Here is an 18,302-nt window from a genome sequence, read left to right on the forward strand (position 1 = left end):
CTGGTAAAATCGGGCAAAGTTCCGAGAATTATCAAGATTGAAACAAAATGTGAATCTCAGACTCTGACCGTGGCGTCTCAGATGTACGACACGGTCAGGCAGACAATCAGGGCTCAGCTCGCTTTCGCTGGCTCTTCCAGCGCGCGTTCTTCAGCTTTCAACAGGCCCGATGCACCATTGGCATAATCACGTGGCTGTTGGGTTGATTCCTGTTCTTCCTGGCTGACCGGCTCAGAGGCTTCCGCCACAGCGGTCAGTGTACTGATCCGTTGTGAGAACGGATTGTCCTGTTCAGGCAGGTTCGGCATCAGCTCAGCAGAAGTTTTGGCCATGTGCTCGTAAAGTTTGCTGTAATCTTTTGCCAGATTGTCGAGCAGGTCGGAACTGCGGGCAAAATGATCGATAAGCTCCTGACGGTATTGCTCCAGCTGATACTTGGTTTTATCCAGTTCTTTCTGTAACTCTTTTTGCTGTTTCAGGTTTTTATTCCCCAAACGGGCGGCAAAGGCACCGACCAGCGCGCCTGCGACAAAAATCAAAATCGCGTAGATCCAAGCCATGAAAAACTCCTTGTGACTGTGAGTACAACAGGTAGACCTGTTTTTTTATCTAAATAAGCACATCTGCTTATTAGGGGGTTATTTAGTTACTATACATGCACATGAAGTGTCGTGGTACTATCTACGACTAAAGATGGAAATATTCAGAGGCATGGGTTGTGCTGAAAACCGATGCCTCCCAGCGACTGAGCAGGATGAGGATGACTCCGGAACAACGCTATCAAAACGATCTGAAAACCCCCGGCTTTTTGCCTGACGCCGCTCAGGCGATGGCGGTGGCTCACCTCAATGATCTTTATCATCGGATGCTTGCACCCAAGCCCGAATCAGAGAAGCCGACTTTACTCGGGCGCTTGTTCAAGCGTCAGACGCAGGAGCCAGTCAAACCAGTCAAAGGTTTGTATTTCTGGGGCGGGGTCGGTCGAGGCAAAACTTATCTGGTTGATACTTTCTTCGACTGTTTGCCGACAGAGCGCAAAATGCGGATGCACTTTCATCGATTCATGCATCGGGTCCATAAGGAAATGCAGTCTCTGGGTCACCAGACTGATCCGCTGGAAATTGTTGCGGACCGTTTTAAGCTGGAAACAGACATCATTTGTTTTGATGAGTTTTTTGTTTCAGATATCACGGATGCGATGATTCTGGGCACCCTGTTCCAGGCACTGTTCCGTCGCGGTATTACGCTGGTGGCAACGTCAAATATTCCGCCGGATGAGCTGTATCGTAATGGTTTGCAGCGTGCTCGTTTTCTGCCTGCGATTGATCTCATTCAAGAGCACTGTGAGATCGTCAATGTCGACTCCGGCGTGGATTATCGTCTTCGTACCCTGGAACAGGCTGAGATTTATCACTGGCCACTGGATGTCTGTGCGGCAGAGAACATGAAGCACTACTTTATGCAGCTGTCGGTGGAGCCCCGTCGTGAAGGCGGTGAGATCATTATTCATGACCGGCCGATTGCGACGTGCCATGAGGCTGAAGGCGTGGTTCATTTTACTTTTGATGCATTGTGTCGGGGCGCGCGCAGCCAGAGCGATTACATGGAAATTGCGCAGATGTATCACAGCGTACTGCTTTCAGATGTGCCGGTGCTGACGGAAAAAGATGATGATGCGTCCCGCCGTTTTATTGCCATGGTTGATGAATTTTATGAGCGGCATGTCAAACTGATCATCTCCGCTGAAACCAGCATGGAGAAGCTGTACCAGAGCGGCCGTTTGAGTTTTGAGTTTAAGCGCTGCTGTTCCCGCTTAATTGAAATGCAGAGTCATGAGTATCTGGCACGACCGCATCTCGCTTAGCTGAATTTGCCGATTGATGCATAGGGGAAAAGGCAGAACTTTTTTTGAAAAAAAGGTGATTTTTTCCCCATGCTTCCGTATAATCCTGCGACCCACCGTACCTGTGACGGCGTTATGCCGGGAGTGCCAACCACTCGAAGGGGTGATGACTGGGCTCTTTATACAGAGAGAGCGCTTTGCGTTCTTAGAAAGTGAAACTATTTAAATTTGGGTAAGAATTAGCATGAAAACTTTCGTTGCTAAACCAGAAACTGTAAAACGTGACTGGTATGTTGTAGACGCTGAAGGTAAAACACTGGGTCGTCTGGCAACAGAAATCGCATCTCGTCTGCGCGGTAAGCACAAGCCTGAGTATACTCCTCACGTTGACACTGGTGACTACATCGTTGTTATCAACGCTGAGAAAGTTGCAGTAACTGGCGCGAAGCGTACTGACAAGATGTACCATCGTCACACTGGTTACATCGGCGGTCTGAAAACTATCAGCTTTGACAAGCTGCTGGACAAAAAGCCAGAAGCTATCATTGAAATCGCTGTTAAAGGCATGCTTCCTAAAGGTCCTCTAGGCCGTGCTATGTACCGTAAACTGAAAGTTTACGCAGGTAGTGAGCACAACCACGCTGCACAGCAGCCACAAGTTCTAGACATCTAATTGGGGAAGATGACAATGGCAGAGAATCAATACTACGGCACTGGCCGCCGCAAAAGCTCAGCTGCTCGTGTTTTCATCAAACCGGGTACTGGCAACATCGTAATCAACAAGCGCAGCATCGAAGAATACTTCGGTCGTGAAACTGCTCGCATGGTTGTTCGTCAGCCACTGGAGCTGGTTGAAATGACTGAGAAGCTGGACCTGTACATCACTGTGAAAGGTGGTGGTATCACTGGTCAGTCTGGTGCGATCCGTCACGGTATCACTCGCGCTCTGATGGAGTACGATGAGACTCTACGTCCTGCTCTGCGTGCCGCTGGCTACGTGACTCGTGACGCTCGTCGCGTTGAACGTAAGAAAGTTGGTCTGCGTAAAGCACGTCGTCGTCCACAGTTCTCTAAGCGTTAATTCAACGCACCAGACTTCTGTCTGGTTACTGTGTACCGCAAAGCCCAGCCATTGGCTGGGCTTTTTGCATTTATTGTCAAAATTATTGAAAAACTGGCACGATTTTTTGCATTTTTTGCTCTTGACGAAAACGCAAATTATGCCCACAAATCTCTCACATTTGCGGTGTTTACCTTGTCTTAAAGTAGGGTTTTCTTTATCATTTGCCGCGATAAATAGCAGCATGAAAATTCTTAATCAATAAGCTGTTGAGTCTTTCCGTAGAAAGTTAGCCGTAAGCTCCAGGGACGCAGAAGGAAACTATAATCCTGAGCGGGAGCACATGGGAGAATGTTGGATGAGCAAAGCGCCAGTAAGTAACGGCCGACGCCGCTTCCTGACTGCGACGACCTCGGTTGTTGGAGGCTTAGGTGCAGTCGCTGTCGCCGTACCCTTTATCAAATCATGGAATCCGAGCGCCAAAGCCAAGGCCGCCGGTGCACCAGTTGAAGTTGATATCAGTAAACTCGAAGAAGGCCAGATGATCCGCGTAGAGTGGCGAGGCAAACCGGTGTGGGTAGTACGCCGGAGCCAGGCTATTCTGGATGAACTGCCGACTCACGACGACCGACTGCGTGATCCGCAGGCCGCTGAACCTCAGCAACCTGCCTACGCTACGAACGAATACCGTTCACGTAAACCTGAAATCTTTATTGCCGTTGGTATTTGTACCCACCTTGGCTGTTCGCCAACTTATCTGCCAGACACGTTCAGTGAGCAGGTGAGTGGTGTTCCTGCCGGCTTCTTCTGCCCATGCCACGGCTCTAAATTCGACTTGGCTGGTCGGGTTTTCCAGGGCGTGCCTGCGCCGCTGAATCTGGTGGTTCCAAAGCACATGTTCCTGAACGACAACACGATTTTAGTGGGTCAAGATGAGGAGTCGGCATAATGGAAGCTTTTCTGGGTTGGATTGAAAAACGTCTGCCAGTGATGAATGCTTATAAAAAGCATATGTCTGAATACCCGATGCCGAAGAACTTCAACTTCTGGTATCTGTTTGGCTCGCTGGCCATGCTTGTACTGGTGAACCAGATCCTGACGGGGATCTGGCTGACCATGAACTATGTACCATCCGGTGATGGTGCTTTTGCCTCAGTTGAATACATCATGCGTGATGTCGATTACGGTTGGCTGCTGCGTTACATGCACTCGACCGGTGCATCAGCATTCTTCATCGTGGTTTATCTGCACATGTTCCGTGGTCTGATCTACGGTTCCTATAAAAAACCGCGTGAACTGCTGTGGCTGTTCGGTATGCTGATTTTCCTGGCACTGATGGCGGAAGCCTTTATGGGTTACCTGCTGCCATGGGGACAGATGTCTTACTGGGGTGCTCAGGTTATCATTTCTCTGTTTGGCGCAATCCCAGTGATTGGTGACGATCTGACCCTGTGGATCCGTGGTGACTACGTGATCTCTGGTGCGACACTGAACCGTTTCTTTGCGCTGCACGTGATTGCATTGCCTATCGTTCTGCTACTGCTGATCGTGCTGCACATTCTGGCGCTGCACGAAGTGGGTTCAAACAACCCGGACGGTATTGAAACCAAACTGCCAAAAGGCAGCAAGGGTGACAATTACTCACCGAGCTTTAAATTCCACGAGTACTACACCAAGAAATACGACATCATTGATTCTGTGCCTTTCCACCCTTATGGGACGGTGAAGGACATGGTTGGTGTGGCAATTTTTGCCTTCCTGTTCAGTTATGTGATTTTCTTTAACCCTGAAATGGGCGGCTATTTCCTTGAGCCACCTAACTTTGAAGCGGCAAACCCGCTGAAGACGCCCGAACACATTGCACCTGTATGGTACTTCACGCCTTTTTATGCGATTTTGCGTGCGGTTCCGGATAAGTTGGTGGGTGTAATCGCGATGGGTCTGTCGATTGCAATGCTGTTTGTGCTGCCATGGCTGGATCGCTGTAAAGTGCGTTCTTACCGTTACCGCAGCAAGCTGCATCTTGCAAACATCGTTCAGTTCACTATCTGCTTCATTGCATTGGGTATTTTGGGTGCGTTGCCTGCGACGCCTGTATACACCCTGATGGCGCAGATCTTCAGTTTCGGTTACTTCATGTTCTTTGTTCTGCTGTTCTTCTACAGCAAGAATGAAGCAACCAAACCGCTACCAGAGAGGGTCACATACAAATGAAAAAGCTGATGGTTATGCTGCTTGCTCTGTTGCCGTCTCTGGCGATTGCGGCTGGCGGTCACAGTGTTCACCTGGATGCGGCAAATAATGATTTGTCGGATAAGGCTTCGCTGCAACGCGGTGCCCGTACCTTTGTTAACTATTGTTTCGGTTGTCACGCGACTCAGTATCAGCGCTACCAGCGTGTTGCCGAGGATCTGGATATTCCGCTGGAACTGATGAAAGAAAACCTGATTTTCGATCAGAATGCGAAGATTGGTTCTCTGATGACCAACGCGATTTCTAAAGATTACGCGGCCGCTTCATTCGGTGCACCAGCACCGGATTTGACACTGGTTGCCCGGGTTCGTGGTTCAGACTGGCTTTATACGTATCTGCGTTCATTCTATGCCGATCCAAACCGTCCGTTTGGTGTAAACAACCTGGTTTTCCCAAGCGTTGGTATGCCACATGTTCTGGAAGAGCTGCAGGGCACGCCACGACAAGTGTTTGAAACCCGTACGATTGACGGTCAGGAAGTCCAGGAGTTTGTCGGCCTGGAATCGGATGGCAACGGTGAGCTGAATACTGAAGAGTATGATGCCGTCGTGCGTGATCTGGTGAACTTCCTGGAGTACTCAGCAGAACCGATGAAGCTGGAACGCCAGCGCATGGGTCTGTGGGTGATGGGCTTTATCGTGATCTTCTTCGTTCTGACGCTGCTGCTGAAGAAAGAATATTGGCGCGATGTCCATTGATCGGGTAATCTAGTGCGTTAAGAAACTCGCAATGGGGGCAAGTGCCCCCGTTGCTTTTTGTGTATATGAGTATACTGGAGGGGTTGATGGCTGTAGCTGCCAATAAACGCTCTGTGATGACGCTGTATTCTGATGCTTCGGATATGTATAGCCATCAGGTGCGTATTGTACTTGCAGAAAAAGGCGTAAGTGTTGAGATTGAGCTGGTTGACCCAGACAACTTGCCTGAGGATCTGCTAGACCTGAATCCATACAATTCTGTTCCAACCCTGGTGGACCGTGAACTGGCTCTGTATCAGGCTGGTATCATCATGGAATACCTGGATGAGCGTTTTCCTCACCCACCTCTGATGCCAGTATATCCGGTTGCTCGTGGTAACAGCCGCCTGATGATGTATCGCATTGAGCGTAACTGGTATTCACTGGCTGAGAAGATCGAAAAAGGCTCAGCGGATGAAGCTGAGAAAGCCCGTAAACAACTGCGTGAAGAGCTGCTAGCTCTGTCGCCAGTGTTTGCTGAATTCCCATATTTCATGAGCGAAGAGTTCAGTCTGGTTGACTGCTACCTGGCACCACTGTTGTGGCGTTTGCCAGCGATGGGCATCGATTTGATCGGCCCTGGCTCTAAAGAAGTGAAAGCCTATATGAGTCGTGTATTTGAACGTGATTCATTCCTGGCGTCTCTGACTGAAGCTGAGCGCGAAATGCGCCTGGCAGGTCAGTAATGGATATGGCGGAGATGACCCCGCGCCGTCCTTATCTGGTGCGGGCTTTCTACGACTGGCTGGTGGATAATGATTTGACTCCCCATCTGGTTGTTGATGCAATGCTGCCAGGGGTGCAGGTTCCGCAGGAGTTTGTCAGCAATGGTCAGATCGTCCTGAACCTGGCACCTCGCGCGGTGGGTAATCTCGAGCTGGGTGATGAAGTGATTCGCTTCAATGCCCGTTTCGGGGGACGGCCTCAAGTTGTGGCCGTGCCTCTGGCTGCAGTCATGGCGTTGTATGCACGTGAGAATGGTGCAGGCACGATGTTTGAGCCTGAACCGGCATACGAGCTGTCTTCCAGTGAGTCTGAAATTGCTGAAGTGATCGCCGAGGAAGAGCAACTGTCGGCTGTGACCAGCGATGGCATCGATCACGAAGAGTCTGTTTCGCCTGCGGAAGAAGCACCACGTCCCCGTGGCCGCCCAAGCCTTCGGGTTGTGAAGTAGTTTTTCACATCTGTCAGCCATGAAAAAAGCAGTGCCTCCGAGGAAGCACTGCTTTTTTTATATCTTCATTTCGGAATCAGCGACCTGCTGGTTGCGATACCTGAAGTTTAGTCTGTGTACTCAAAGGCTTTGATGACATGCTTCACGCCGTCAATATTTCGGGCGATATCAGCCGCGGTTTGTCCCTGCTCACGGGTGACAAACCCAAGCAGATACACGCGTTGGTTTTCCGTCGCGACGGTCACGGCGCTGTTTCTTAATTTTTTACTGGCGATCAGCTGGGCTTTGACTTTAGTGGTCAGCCAGCTGTCTCTGCCGACATCGGCCAGTGTTGGCAGCGGACCGATTTGCAGCTGGTTATAGACCGTTTTGACAGAACCCAACTGTTTGACATCAGTAACCAGTTGTTCTGCTGTTGACTGATCGACGGCCTGACCGACCAGTAACACTTTTCCTTCAGTTGAAATGGCATTGACTCTGACTTTGTTCAGATAAGGGGCCTTATTGACCATGCCGCCAATCTGCATTGCGACGTGTTGATCCTGCCAGTGCTGCTGGCCGCTGCGCGGGTCAGTTTGCAGCAAAGTGCCACAGCCCTGTAACAGGAGCAGAAAGAGCAGGGCAATCCGAGAAATGCACTTCATAGCTTATCCTTCGTGCTGAGGAAACAGAATCTGGTCAATCAGATCGCACAGGCAGTGCACCGTGAGTAAATGACCTTCCTGGATCCGTGCCGTGCGCTGTGAAGGAATCCGAATTTCCACATCCTGTACACCCAGCAGGCCCGCCATTTCTCCGCCATCTTTCCCGGTCATCGCAATGATGTTCATGTCACGGGTCAGTGCAGCTTCCATGGCTTTGATAATGTTTTTGCTGTTGCCGCTGGTGGAAAACACCAACAGGATATCGCCGGGCTGACCTAAGGCGCGAATTTGTTTCGAGAACATTTCATCCTGATGATAGTCGTTCGCAACAGCGGTCAGCGTTGTGGTGTCTGCGGTCAGCGACAGGGCCGGCAGGCTGGGACGCTCTGTTTCAAAACGGTTAATCAGGCAGGAGGCAAAGTGCTGTGCGTTTGCCGCTGAGCCGCCATTTCCGCAGCACAGAATTTTATTGCCATTCAGCAGGCTCTGAACCATGAGTTGCGCTGAACGTGAGATGGCATCCGGCAGCGCTTCTGCCGCGGCGATCTGGGTTTGAATACTTTCGGTAAAGCTTTCTTTGATGCTCTCTAGCATATGTCACTCTTCGACTAAGGTATTGGTCAGCCAGGTAATATGGCGGTCATCGCCCTGAATGGCGACTACATCAAACCGTAGCTGGCAGTGTTCGGCTGAGAGACCTTGTGAATGCAGCCAGTACAGCGCGGCACGTTTCACTCGTTGCTGCTTGCGCCAGTCGATGGCTTCAGCCGCTGAACCATAGCGGTCGTGGGCACGGAATTTGACTTCGATAAACACCCAACATCCGCCGTCTTTCATGATGAGATCCAGTTCGCCGCCCCGGCAATGGATATTGCGGGCGACACTGGTCAAACCCTGGCGTTGCAGGTACTGCTCCGCCAGAGATTCGTAATGGTACCCTTGCTGGCGCTTATTGAACAGGTTCAATGCCATTGGCGGTGAAAACAGCCCAGTCCAGCTGGCGCTGTACGACACAATGATCGTCAATACTCAACTGGCCGGTACGACCCTGTGTACTGTAACTGTCGACGACTTTCATCTGAGGCAGTTCGGTGATCATCCGGTACGCGTCCATACCAAAAGCATGCAGGCGGATCATGCCGTTCTTCTGTCCCGGCCAGAGCTGTTCAAATTTCTGCATAAACGGCTGATCCGGAGCAGCGAGCAGCGGGATGTCACTGAATTCAATGCCAGACAGTTCATTCATACCGGCTTTGTTATCCGGGTTGGCACGTGAACTGGCATAAAGCTTCGGTGGTGTGACATCCGGATTAATCGCGACCTGTATGAAGGGCTTCAGCAGCGTGACTTCATTTCGGTTCGCAATCAGGTAGACCGCATCTGTATCTCTGCGGCTGCGGGCCTGGGTTTCAAGTGACATACCCAGCACTTGCTGCATCTGCTCATTCCGGGCCCGGCTGTCGGTCAACCCGAATACAGTTGCAATCTGGTTTTGAATGTCACGGCTGGAACCGAAGGTCTGCAGTTCTGCCTGTTTACCCGTCAGGGTTTGCCATTTATCGACAAATGCCTGGCTGACCCGGCGGCCAAAGTCGTTGGCTGGTGCCATCACCATCGGATTGTGGTGACCTGCGGCATAGAGGTGCTGCGCGGCCTGTTCAGCTTCCTGCTCTGGTGAAAGTGAGAAATAACAGGTATTTGGCTGGCTGAGATCCAGATTCTGCGGTTCATTCAGCGCCAGCTGCGTCATGTTGCCCCCTTCAGCAGACTGAAACTCCGTGATGAATTCTTTCCGGAGCGGACCGATAACCAGTTGGATACCGTCCTGCTGAAGTTTATTCACGATACTGAACATCGGTTCGGATTCGGTATCGTAAATCGATAGTTCAGTGCTTGGGTCACGTTCGCCATCTTCGAGCATCGCATTGAGGAAGCCGTCGCGAACGGCTTTCCCCTGGCTTTCAAATTTACCGGAGAGCGGCAGCAGCAGCGCCACTTTTTCCAGCTCGATGACTTCCAGACTCATGATGGCCTGCAACTCGGCTGGCAGATAAGTACTGGCCGGATGATCCGGGTGGGTCGAGAGCCAGTTTTCAACTTCAGACTTCAGCCGGACCGGACGCTGAGCATAAGCGTTCTTCAGCATGCTCAGTTCGACCCAGCCCTGCAACACCGTTTCATTGGCCGCAATTTTTGCACTCTGGAGCTGGTGAGTATTGTATTGCGATAAGTCTTGCCACAGGTTCTGCCAGTTCACCGCTTTTTCACTTGTGTTGAGGTACTGAGCCAGGGAGGTGCGCTCACGGGCAGCCTCGAAGTATTGCTCTGTCTGGTTCAGCAGCTCGGCACGCAGCAAGTGGTAGCGACGGTACTGGTTATCGGACAGCGGCCACCATGGCAGGAAATTCAGGGTTTCCAGTGCGGCTTTGGGCTGTCCTTGCTGGTATCGCAGCGTCGCGCGGGCCAGTTGCCATTCCGCCATCTGCACCGGAGACATGTTCATGCTAGCCAGTTTGTTGGCTTGCTGCTCGGCCTGTGACCATCGGCCTTCTTTGATCAGGGCTTTCAGCGCCAGAATGTGCCAGTCGATACTGACGGCACCTTCGGAGGCTTCCGCTTTCAGCAGATAATTGGTCGCCGAGTCCGTTGCAGGTGCAGTGATATCCGCACCATAGGATGACGATTGTGTGCCCGGCGCTGAACAGCCTGCCAGGATCACGGCAAGGGCCACAGGGGCCAGAATACGTGATACACTTTTGCGCTTATGGGTAAAATTAAGCATTGAATTCATTCAACTGTGACAAATTACTCTCTATATTAATTGCAGATGAGATCATAGACAAATGAGTGAGACCAATTCGTGTTCGGTGGATGTCGCAACTTTGTACATCGTTCCGACCCCGATCGGCAATTTAGCCGATATCACCCAACGCGCGCTGGAAGTTCTTGCCAATGTAGACTTAATTGCCGCTGAGGACACACGCCATACCTCTCGCCTGTTGTCCCATTTTGCCATTTCTACCCGGACTTTCGCGCTGCATGATCACAATGAACAGCAGAAAGCGGATGTACTGATAGACAAATTACGTCAGGGCAGCAGTATCGCGCTGGTCTCTGATGCCGGTACACCTCTCATCAGTGATCCAGGATACCATCTGGTGACGCGCTGTCGTCAGGCGGGTGTTAAAGTTGTGCCGCTGCCGGGAGCCTGTGCGGTGGTGACAGCATTAAGTGCTTCAGGGTTGCCATCAGACCGCTTCAGTTTTGAAGGCTTTCTGCCGGCCAAGAGCAAAGGACGTCAGGATACCTTTCGTGCCTTGATGGAAGATCCGCGCACTCTGATTTTTTACGAATCACCGCACCGTATTCTGGATTCCCTGGCTGATATGCTGGCTGTGTTGGGACCGGAACGGCAGGTAGTGCTGGCCCGGGAACTGACCAAGACGTTTGAAACGATCCATGGCGCCCCTTTGGGTGAACTGATCCCCTGGCTGAATGAAGACAGCAACCGGATCCGGGGGGAGATGGTTCTGCTGGTGGCCGGTCATCGTGCAGATAAAGACGATCTGCCTGCGGAGGCGCTGCGTACCCTGAAGATTCTGGCGGCTGAGCTACCGCTGAAGAAAGCCTCTGCCATGGCCGCAGAGATTCACGGTGTGAAAAAGAACGCGCTTTACAAGTGGGGACTGGAACACCTAGATTAAGCCAGAATTACCTGAGACTGATTACTTTCACGTCAGTTTCCGGGCAAAGGTGATCTTTCTCTGGTATCCGGGCCGGGAGTTTTATACAATCCGCGGTCTGAGTTGACCAGGTAACCGCTGCTTCGTTGATGTCCTTTGGGAGACTGACGAGGGGGAGGAAAGTCCGGGCTCCACAGGACAGGGTGCCAGATAACGTCTGGGGGGCGTAAGCCTACGACCAGTGCAGCAGAGAGCAAACCGCCGATGACTCGCTTGCGAGAACAGGTAAGGGTGAAAGGGTGCGGTAAGAGCGCACCGCGCGACTGGCAACAGTTCGTGGCACGGTAAACTCCACCCGGAGCAAGACCAAATAGGTCCCTAATGGCGTGGTCCGCGCTGGGGACGGGTAGGTTGCTTGAGCCTGCGAGCGATTTCAGGCCTAGAGGAATGGTTACCGCCGCGCAAGCGGAACAGAACCCGGCTTATCGGTTGACTCACTTCATTTTGGAAAGGTGATGTTTGCATTCGTGCGGGCATCACCTTTTATCGTTTCTGGGGGAGCAAACCGAAACGTTTCTCCCGGGCAATGCCCCGAAGCCGGCGGCGATGCAGGGCAAAACAAGGCAACCGCATCAAATGTTTGTCAGAACCGCTGTCGCTGTCTTGACAACATTTTTGCCGCCTTCGTACACTTCGTGTTGGTTTTTTGCGGTGAAAATGCGGATTCTGTGGCAAGAATTTCATTTTCCCTGTTGCCTGCATTCAATGGGCAGGTATAAATACTGTTGTGTGTACTGACTGGGGCATGGAAACATTGCCCGGTTGGTGACCGATGACTGTCCTGAACAGTTCAGGCAGTGCAGCAGACAACCAACGCCCAGTGTTTTCTGGAGAGGGCATCCGGCCGGTGCCTTCAGTACGCTTTTTATTCAGCTGAATCAACAATTATGTCCGAACAATTTGCACATGTTTCTGTGCTGCTCCATGAGTCTGTCGATGGCCTGGCCATCAAACCAGACGGCATCTATATCGATGGCACTTTTGGCCGTGGCGGCCACAGTCGCCTGATCCTGTCCCAACTTGGTGAAGATGGCCGGTTATATGCCATCGACCGCGATCCGCAGGCGATTGCGGAAGCGGCTAAGATTGACGATCCGCGCTTTTCCATTATCCATGGCCCTTTTTCCGGTATGGCGAGTTATATGGCTGACCTGGGTCTGGCCGGCAAAATTGACGGTGTGCTGCTGGATCTTGGCGTTTCCTCGCCTCAGCTTGATGATGCCGAGCGTGGCTTCAGCTTCATGCGTGACGGCCCGCTGGACATGCGAATGGATCCGACTTCCGGTGTGTCTGCGGCAGAATGGCTGGCGACGGCTGATGCCGACGACATTGCCTGGGTACTGAAAGAGTTCGGGGAAGAACGTTTTGCCAAGCGAATTGCCCGCGGCATCGTGGAATACCGGACGAACCCGGACAATCAGCCGCTGGAGCGAACGACCCAGTTGGCGAAACTGATCGCGGATGTGTCACCGTTTAAAGACAAGCACAAACATCCGGCAACCCGCAGTTTTCAGGCAATCCGCATTTATATCAACAGTGAACTGGAAGAAATTGATACCGCCCTGCATGGTGCCCTTGAGGTGTTGGCTCCGGGAGGCCGTCTGTCCGTGATCAGCTTCCATTCACTGGAAGATCGTATGGTGAAGCGTTTTATCCGGAAGCAGAGCAAAGGACCGGAGATCCCGGCAGGTCTGCCGCTTACTGAAGACCAGATTAAAGCGCTGGGCAGTGCCGATCTGAAGGCTGTTGGTAAGGCGATTAAGCCAACGGCAGCGGAAACGCAGCATAATCCGCGAGCCCGCAGCTCGGTATTGCGACTGGCAGAGCGCCTATGAGTATTCAGCCAACACCTGCAGACAGTCTGATCCGTCAAATCGGTCGCGATTTGGCGACAGTCGGCCGTGTGCCGCTGGTACTCATGGTGTTGGTGCTGATTTCGGCACTCGGAGTGGTATATATCACTCACCAGTCACGTCAGCTGGTGGCGCAGCAGGAGCAGTTACTGATTGAGCGGGATGACCTCGACATTGAGTGGCGTAACCAGCTGCTGGAGGAAAACTCGCTGGCAGAACACAGCCGTATTGAAACTCAGGCTGAGAAGGCGCTTGAAATGAAGCGCCCGAATGCAAATAACGAAGTTGTTGTGCAGTGATGAAAAAAGACACGTCTGCTCCTGAACCGCAAACCCCACGCCCTGCATCTGCCTCATCCGCCTTTATTCCGTGGCGCTTCGGGTTAATCTGCGTAATTATCGCACTGGCTCTGCTCGCTTTGATTGGCAGGGCTGCGTATATCCAGGTCCTGGAACCGGGCAAGCTGATTCAGGAGGGAGACCTCCGCTCGCTGCGTGTCAAAGCGATGCCGTCTGCCCGGGGCATTATTTCCGATCGCAATGATGAGCAACTGGCTGTCAGTGTACCGGTACAGGCGGTCTGGGCTGATCCTGTTGATATCTATAAGCATGGCGGCATTACCGAACCGGCCCGCTGGCATGCGCTGGCCGATGTTCTCGGGCTGGATCGCAAAGAGATGCTGTCCCGACTGGAAGAGAACAAAGCACGTCGGTTTATCTATCTGCAACGTCAGGTCAGCCCGGCGATGGCGGCTTATGTCAGCCGTCTGAAACTGCCCGGTATCGGACTGAAAGATGAGTCCCGCCGTTTTTATCCGGCTGGAGAAGTCAGTGCGCACCTGATCGGGGTGACCGGTATTGACGGACGCGGTCTGGAAGGAGTGGAACGCACCTACGACGGCTGGCTGACCGGAGAACCGGGACGCCGCACCGTCCGAAAAGACCGTTACGGCCGGGTGGTCGAAAACATTTCCCTCAAACAGCGGGAGCCGGGTAAACCGCTGACCCTGAGTATCGATCAGCGCCTGCAGGCCGTCGCCTATCGTGCCGTGAAGCAGGCTGTGGTGGATTACAACGCAACTTCTGCATCGATTGTCATGGTGGATGTCCGGACCGGCGAGGTTCTGGCAATGGTCAATGCCCCGTCTTACAACCCGAACAATCGCGATCAGCTGCAAAGCTTCCGGATGCGTAACCGGGCCATTACCGATGCAATGGAGCCGGGTTCTACGATCAAACCTTTTGTGGTGCTGGCAGCACTGGAAAACGGTGTTGCTGATGAGCAAACCATCATTGATACCGGCAACGGCATTATGCAGGTCGGCGGCAGCCGGGTCCGGGACGTGTCCCGGGTCGGCAAGGCGGATCTGGCGAAAATCCTGAAAAAGTCCAGTAACATCGGGGTCAGCAAATTATCACTGGCAATGCCGGTTGATGCCGTGCTTGGCATGTACAGCGGGATGGGATTGGGAGAAGCCTCGGGGATTAATCTGATTGGTGAAGCCCAGGGGCTGTTTCCGGATCGCCGTCGCTGGTCTGATTTTGAACGCGCAACACTGGCATTTGGATACGGTATTTCGGTAACACCGATTCAGTTAGTGCGCGCTTACGCAACACTGGGAGCGATGGGCGTAAACCGGCCATTGTCGATCCTGAAAACTGAAGCTGTGGTACCTGGTCGCCAGGTGGTCTCTGCAGCGAATACCCGTAAAGTTCTGAACATGCTGGAAGGCGTGACTCACGCGGACGGCAGTGCCAAGCGGGCTGCGGTGCCGGGTTACCGGGTTGGCGCCAAAACGGGGACCGCGAAAAAAGCGGCTGCCGGGGGCTACAGTGATGAATATGTTGCCATGACCGCAGGTCTGGCACCGATCAGTGAGCCGCGGATTGCCATGGTTGTCGTGGTAAATGAGCCGCAGGGCGATGCGTATTATGGGGGTCAGGTTGCGGCACCGATTTTTTCAGAAGTGATGGGCAGTGCCCTGCAGATTCTGAATGTCAAACCTGATGCCGGAAAGGGTGATCAATTAAATATCGTACACAACAGAGGCAAATCTGATGCCGGAACCTGATGTTTCACTTTCTCTGGGGGAGCTGCTGGCTCCCTGGTTTGATCCAGCCGTCCTGACACCATCTGTCGCGGCACTGGCTGTGCGTGAGCTGACGATGGACAGCCGGGCGGTGTCGCCGGGCTGTATTTTTGTGGCCATTAAGGGCCATGCCGTGGATGGTCGCCAGTATATTGCTGCTGCAATTGCTGAAGGAGCAGCAGCGGTGCTGGCTCAGGCCGAAGAGAATCAGTCAGACGGACAGGTGGATTATCTGGATGATGTTCCGGTGATTGCGATTCAGGACCTGCCGGACCGGTTGTCTGAGGTGGCGGGAAGGGCCTATGGCCAGCCGGATCAGAAACTTCAGCTGGTCTCGGTGACGGGCACCAACGGCAAAACCACGGTCAGTCAGCTGCTGGCCCAATGGGCAACATTGCTGGGACGGACTTCCGGGGTGATGGGCACCACAGGAAATGGGTTGCTGGGCAGCCTGGTTCCTGCAATGAATACGACCGGGAACGCCATCGATATTCAGCGGACGCTGGCTGATCTGGCTCATCAGGGGGCGGACTTTGCCGCCATGGAAGTTTCCTCGCATGGTTTGGTGCAGGGGCGGGTCAAGGCTGTGCATTTTGTTGCCAGTATTTTCACCAACCTGAGCCGGGATCACCTTGACTACCATGGTGATATGGATGCGTACGCAGCTGCGAAACAAAGCCTGTTTACCCAGCATCATGCAGGTATTGCTGTGATCAATGCCGATGATGCCGTTGGGCGGGCTTGGCTCATGACTTTATCTGATGCCGTGGCAGTTGCCACCGACCAGCAGTGTCTGGCGGCACACAGCGGACCGAAACTGTGGCTGACCGCTGTCAGTTACTCCACTCAGGGCGTGACAGTATCGTTTGACTCCAGCTGGGGGGCAGGTGAATTCACTGCACCTCTCGTAGGCGCCTTTAATGTGTCGAACCTGCTGCTCTCGCTGGCAACGATGTTATCGCTCGGCTATCCGCTGGATGCGCTGCTGGCGGCGGCACCACGTCTGCAGGCCGTGACCGGCCGGATGGAAGTTTTTCAGACCGCTGACAAACCTATGATGGTGGTTGATTATGCTCACACCCCGGACGCGCTCGAGAAAGCGCTGGCGGCCCTGCGCCACCATTGCGAAGGGCAATTGTGGTGTCTGGTGGGCTGCGGTGGCGAGCGGGATCGCGGTAAACGACCGATGATGGCGTCCGTGGCCGAACAATTGGCAGACCATGTGATTTTGACCGACGACAATCCGCGCAGTGAATCACCGCAACAGATTGTCGCCGATATGCTGGCTGGCCTGACGCACCCGGAACGGGTCCAGGTCATCCATGACAGGGCCGAAGCCTGTAAACAGGCATTCATTCAGGCCGGCACCGATGACATTGTGCTGGTGGCCGGAAAAGGGCACGAGGATTATCAGGTCCTGGCGGGGAAAACAATTCACTACTCCGATCGTGAAACCGTTCAGGCCTTGTTGGAGATACACGCATGATTCAGGTGACACTGAACGAGCTGGCGAGGGCGCTGGACGCCCGTCTGATTGGTCAGGACGTCAGTATCGGGATGGTATCAACCGATACCCGGACGATTGAGCCGGGGACACTCTTTATTGCGCTCAAAGGTGAGCGTTTTGATGCCCATGATTTCGCCGCGCAGGCTCAGGCGCAGGGAGCAGCAGCACTGCTGGTCAGCCGACCGCTGGACGTGGCGTTGCCGCAGCTGCTGGTCGACGATACCCGGCTGGCTTTGGGGCAACTGGGGGCATGGCTGAAAGCGAAGATGACCCGTGAGCACGGACTGAAGACGGTGGCTCTGACGGGCAGCTGCGGTAAAACCACGGTGAAGGAAATGGTTGCGGCGATTCTGGGTCAGTGCGGTGAGGTGCTGGCCACTGCCGGAAACTTCAATAATGACATCGGTGTGCCGCTGACGCTGCTGCGTCTGACACCGGAGCATGATTTTGCCGTGATTGAGCTGGGTGCGAATCATGAGAAAGAAATCGCCTATACCACGGCGCTGGTTCAGCCAGAGGCGGCGCTGGTCAACAATCTGGCGGCTTCTCATCTGGAAGGCTTCGGCTCGATGGATGGCGTGGCAAGAGCCAAAGGCGAGATTTTTGAAGGGCTGGTGCCGGGCGGCACGGCTGTAATCAACCTTGATTCCAACGCTCTTGAAATCTGGCAGCCAGTACTTGCTGACAAGCAGGTTGTCAGCTTTGGCATGCCGGAAGCGGCGGCTGAAACGGCTCAGAAAACTGTCGCAGGGCTCTCAGCCAGCGGGATTAGCATTAACCCTCAGGGCTGCCCTTGCTTTACAATGCATACCCCTGCCGGTGATGTGACACTCACGCTGCCGGTAGCCGGACGCCACAATGTTGCCAACGCGCTGGCGGCCACAGCTTTGGCTCTGGCAATGGGGGCGACGCTGACGCAGGTCGTGGCGGGACTGGAACAGATGACGGCAGTGAAAGGCCGTGCTCTGATCCTGAAACCCAGAACCGGACTGCGTCTGATTGACGATACTTATAATGCCAGTGTGGCATCTGTGAAAGCTGCGATAGATCTGCTGGCTGATTTCGAGGGACAACGCTGGCTGGTCTTTGGCGACATGGCTGAGATGGGACTGGAAAGTGAGCGGATGCATCGTGAGATTGCGGATTACGCCCGGCAAAAACAGCTGGACCGTGTGATGACATTCGGCAAAGACAGTGCCATTGTCAGTGCGCTGAATCAGGGACAGCATTTCAGTGATAAACCAGCTCTGCTGGACGAACTGACAACACTGGTACAGCTGCATCTTCATCAGGAATCCTTGAAGGATCCTCAACAACAACAAGAGATAACAGTGCTGGCAAAAGGGGCGCGCAGCGCCCGGATGGAAGATGTGATTGCCGCATTGCAGGACTTATAAGA

Annotated in this window: 19 protein-coding genes, 1 other RNA gene and 1 pseudogene; 16 read left to right on the forward strand and 5 right to left on the reverse strand. The window is 53.3% G+C overall.

What is annotated here, in order from left to right; translation table 11 throughout:
• Positions 1-113: 113 nt before the first annotated feature.
• Positions 114-560 (reverse strand): Z-ring associated protein ZapG, encoded by a 447-nt coding sequence (gene zapG, locus SPK40_RS18140; protein ID WP_248143899.1) that lies wholly within the window; start codon positions 558-560, stop codon positions 114-116.
• A 200-nt stretch (positions 561-760) separates the two neighbouring features.
• On the opposite strand from zapG, the gene zapE reads away from it, so the two are divergent.
• The 8 genes from zapE (at position 761) to sspB (ending at position 7,067) form a co-directional block, all read left to right on the forward strand.
• Entirely contained in the window at positions 761-1,864 is a 1,104-nt protein-coding gene (gene zapE / locus SPK40_RS18145; protein WP_330961444.1) for a cell division protein ZapE, read from the forward strand.
• Positions 1,865-2,087: 223 nt separating this feature from the next.
• Complete coding sequence (rplM, locus tag SPK40_RS18150) at positions 2,088-2,516, forward strand: 50S ribosomal protein L13 (RefSeq protein WP_211646339.1); 429 nt, start codon at positions 2,088-2,090, stop codon at positions 2,514-2,516.
• A 15-nt stretch (positions 2,517-2,531) separates the two neighbouring features.
• Positions 2,532-2,924 carry a 30S ribosomal protein S9 gene (rpsI, locus tag SPK40_RS18155; RefSeq protein ID WP_007464367.1) on the forward strand — a complete coding sequence of 131 codons (393 nt, stop codon included), beginning with the start codon at positions 2,532-2,534 and terminating at the stop codon, positions 2,922-2,924.
• A 337-nt stretch (positions 2,925-3,261) separates the two neighbouring features.
• On the forward strand, positions 3,262-3,852 hold the full coding sequence (gene petA / locus SPK40_RS18160) for a ubiquinol-cytochrome c reductase iron-sulfur subunit (protein ID WP_248143902.1): 591 nt from the start codon (positions 3,262-3,264) through the stop codon (positions 3,850-3,852).
• On the forward strand, positions 3,852-5,117 hold the full coding sequence (locus SPK40_RS18165; protein WP_248143903.1) for a cytochrome b: 1,266 nt from the start codon (positions 3,852-3,854) through the stop codon (positions 5,115-5,117). The genes petA and SPK40_RS18165 overlap by 1 nt, the downstream gene beginning before the upstream one ends.
• Positions 5,114-5,854, forward strand: coding sequence for a cytochrome c1 (locus SPK40_RS18170; RefSeq protein ID WP_248143904.1), 741 nt, complete (start codon positions 5,114-5,116; stop codon positions 5,852-5,854). The genes SPK40_RS18165 and SPK40_RS18170 overlap by 4 nt, the downstream gene beginning before the upstream one ends.
• Positions 5,855-5,940: 86 nt before the next feature.
• Entirely contained in the window at positions 5,941-6,579 is a 639-nt protein-coding gene (sspA, locus tag SPK40_RS18175) for a stringent starvation protein SspA (protein WP_248143905.1), read from the forward strand.
• The gene (sspB, locus tag SPK40_RS18180; protein ID WP_248143906.1) at positions 6,579-7,067 is read left to right on the forward strand and encodes a ClpXP protease specificity-enhancing factor; all 489 of its coding nucleotides are present in this window, start codon (positions 6,579-6,581) and stop codon (positions 7,065-7,067) included. The genes sspA and sspB overlap by 1 nt, the downstream gene beginning before the upstream one ends.
• A gap of 107 nt (positions 7,068-7,174) precedes the next feature.
• On the opposite strand, the gene SPK40_RS18185 is transcribed toward sspB, so the two are convergent.
• Genes SPK40_RS18185 through SPK40_RS18200 form a run of 4 tightly spaced genes read right to left on the reverse strand, consistent with a single transcriptional unit; the run spans position 7,175 to position 10,493 of the window.
• Entirely contained in the window at positions 7,175-7,711 is a 537-nt protein-coding gene (locus SPK40_RS18185) for a BON domain-containing protein (protein ID WP_330961445.1), read from the reverse strand.
• A gap of 3 nt (positions 7,712-7,714) precedes the next feature.
• Complete coding sequence (locus tag SPK40_RS18190) at positions 7,715-8,305, reverse strand: phosphoheptose isomerase (RefSeq protein WP_248143908.1); 591 nt, start codon at positions 8,303-8,305, stop codon at positions 7,715-7,717.
• 3 nt (positions 8,306-8,308) lie between these two features.
• The gene (locus tag SPK40_RS18195; RefSeq protein WP_330961446.1) at positions 8,309-8,683 is read right to left on the reverse strand and encodes a YraN family protein; all 375 of its coding nucleotides are present in this window, start codon (positions 8,681-8,683) and stop codon (positions 8,309-8,311) included.
• Entirely contained in the window at positions 8,661-10,493 is a 1,833-nt protein-coding gene (locus SPK40_RS18200; protein WP_330961447.1) for a penicillin-binding protein activator, read from the reverse strand. Before SPK40_RS18200 ends, SPK40_RS18195 begins: the two co-directional genes overlap by 23 nt.
• A gap of 61 nt (positions 10,494-10,554) precedes the next feature.
• On the opposite strand from SPK40_RS18200, the gene rsmI reads away from it, so the two are divergent.
• The 8 genes and pseudogenes from rsmI (at position 10,555) to murF (ending at position 18,300) form a co-directional block, all read left to right on the forward strand.
• On the forward strand, positions 10,555-11,415 hold the full coding sequence (rsmI, locus tag SPK40_RS18205; RefSeq protein ID WP_248143911.1) for a 16S rRNA (cytidine(1402)-2'-O)-methyltransferase: 861 nt from the start codon (positions 10,555-10,557) through the stop codon (positions 11,413-11,415).
• A 98-nt stretch (positions 11,416-11,513) separates the two neighbouring features.
• An RNA gene (gene rnpB / locus SPK40_RS18210) (RNase P RNA component class A) lies at positions 11,514-11,895 on the forward strand.
• A gap of 14 nt (positions 11,896-11,909) precedes the next feature.
• Positions 11,910-12,173: a hypothetical protein gene (locus SPK40_RS18215; protein ID WP_330961448.1), complete on the forward strand. Its 264-nt coding sequence runs from the start codon at positions 11,910-11,912 to the stop codon at positions 12,171-12,173.
• A 168-nt stretch (positions 12,174-12,341) separates the two neighbouring features.
• Complete coding sequence (gene rsmH / locus SPK40_RS18220; RefSeq protein ID WP_330961449.1) at positions 12,342-13,289, forward strand: 16S rRNA (cytosine(1402)-N(4))-methyltransferase RsmH; 948 nt, start codon at positions 12,342-12,344, stop codon at positions 13,287-13,289.
• Positions 13,286-13,606 carry a cell division protein FtsL gene (ftsL, locus tag SPK40_RS18225; protein ID WP_330961450.1) on the forward strand — a complete coding sequence of 107 codons (321 nt, stop codon included), beginning with the start codon at positions 13,286-13,288 and terminating at the stop codon, positions 13,604-13,606. The genes rsmH and ftsL overlap by 4 nt, the downstream gene beginning before the upstream one ends.
• A gap of 104 nt (positions 13,607-13,710) precedes the next feature.
• A pseudogene (locus SPK40_RS18230) lies at positions 13,711-15,378 on the forward strand (penicillin-binding transpeptidase domain-containing protein); the annotation flags it as partial.
• Positions 15,365-16,882, forward strand: a complete 1,518-nt coding sequence (gene murE, locus SPK40_RS18235) for a UDP-N-acetylmuramoyl-L-alanyl-D-glutamate--2,6-diaminopimelate ligase (protein ID WP_330961452.1) — start codon at positions 15,365-15,367, stop codon at positions 16,880-16,882. The pseudogene SPK40_RS18230 and the gene murE, both read left to right, overlap by 14 nt.
• Positions 16,879-18,300, forward strand: a complete 1,422-nt coding sequence (gene murF / locus SPK40_RS18240) for a UDP-N-acetylmuramoyl-tripeptide--D-alanyl-D-alanine ligase (RefSeq protein ID WP_330961453.1) — start codon at positions 16,879-16,881, stop codon at positions 18,298-18,300. Before murE ends, murF begins: the two co-directional genes overlap by 4 nt.
• The last annotated feature ends 2 nt before the right edge of the window (positions 18,301-18,302 follow it).

This window comes from Photobacterium sp. 53610 (assembly GCF_036409375.1).
In the GTDB taxonomy this organism is placed as follows: domain Bacteria; phylum Pseudomonadota; class Gammaproteobacteria; order Enterobacterales; family Vibrionaceae; genus Photobacterium.

Coding starts and splice junctions, on each gene's coding strand:
- SPK40_RS18165 (WP_248143903.1), top strand. CDS start 3,852: ATGGAAGCTTTTCTGGGTTGGATTGAAAAACGTCTGCCAGTGATGAAT.
- petA (WP_248143902.1), top strand. CDS start 3,262: ATGAGCAAAGCGCCAGTAAGTAACGGCCGACGCCGCTTCCTGACTGCG.
- rsmH (WP_330961449.1), top strand. CDS start 12,342: ATGTCCGAACAATTTGCACATGTTTCTGTGCTGCTCCATGAGTCTGTC.
- SPK40_RS18215 (WP_330961448.1), top strand. CDS start 11,910: ATGTTTGCATTCGTGCGGGCATCACCTTTTATCGTTTCTGGGGGAGCA.
- SPK40_RS18185 (WP_330961445.1), bottom strand. CDS start 7,711: ATGAAGTGCATTTCTCGGATTGCCCTGCTCTTTCTGCTCCTGTTACAG.
- murF (WP_330961453.1), top strand. CDS start 16,879: ATGATTCAGGTGACACTGAACGAGCTGGCGAGGGCGCTGGACGCCCGT.
- rplM (WP_211646339.1), top strand. CDS start 2,088: ATGAAAACTTTCGTTGCTAAACCAGAAACTGTAAAACGTGACTGGTAT.
- murE (WP_330961452.1), top strand. CDS start 15,365: ATGCCGGAACCTGATGTTTCACTTTCTCTGGGGGAGCTGCTGGCTCCC.
- SPK40_RS18170 (WP_248143904.1), top strand. CDS start 5,114: ATGAAAAAGCTGATGGTTATGCTGCTTGCTCTGTTGCCGTCTCTGGCG.
- rpsI (WP_007464367.1), top strand. CDS start 2,532: ATGGCAGAGAATCAATACTACGGCACTGGCCGCCGCAAAAGCTCAGCT.
- ftsL (WP_330961450.1), top strand. CDS start 13,286: ATGAGTATTCAGCCAACACCTGCAGACAGTCTGATCCGTCAAATCGGT.
- SPK40_RS18200 (WP_330961447.1), bottom strand. CDS start 10,493: ATGCTTAATTTTACCCATAAGCGCAAAAGTGTATCACGTATTCTGGCC.
- zapE (WP_330961444.1), top strand. CDS start 761: ATGACTCCGGAACAACGCTATCAAAACGATCTGAAAACCCCCGGCTTT.
- SPK40_RS18195 (WP_330961446.1), bottom strand. CDS start 8,683: ATGGCATTGAACCTGTTCAATAAGCGCCAGCAAGGGTACCATTACGAA.
- sspA (WP_248143905.1), top strand. CDS start 5,941: ATGGCTGTAGCTGCCAATAAACGCTCTGTGATGACGCTGTATTCTGAT.
- zapG (WP_248143899.1), bottom strand. CDS start 560: ATGGCTTGGATCTACGCGATTTTGATTTTTGTCGCAGGCGCGCTGGTC.
- SPK40_RS18190 (WP_248143908.1), bottom strand. CDS start 8,305: ATGCTAGAGAGCATCAAAGAAAGCTTTACCGAAAGTATTCAAACCCAG.
- rsmI (WP_248143911.1), top strand. CDS start 10,555: ATGAGTGAGACCAATTCGTGTTCGGTGGATGTCGCAACTTTGTACATC.
- sspB (WP_248143906.1), top strand. CDS start 6,579: ATGGATATGGCGGAGATGACCCCGCGCCGTCCTTATCTGGTGCGGGCT.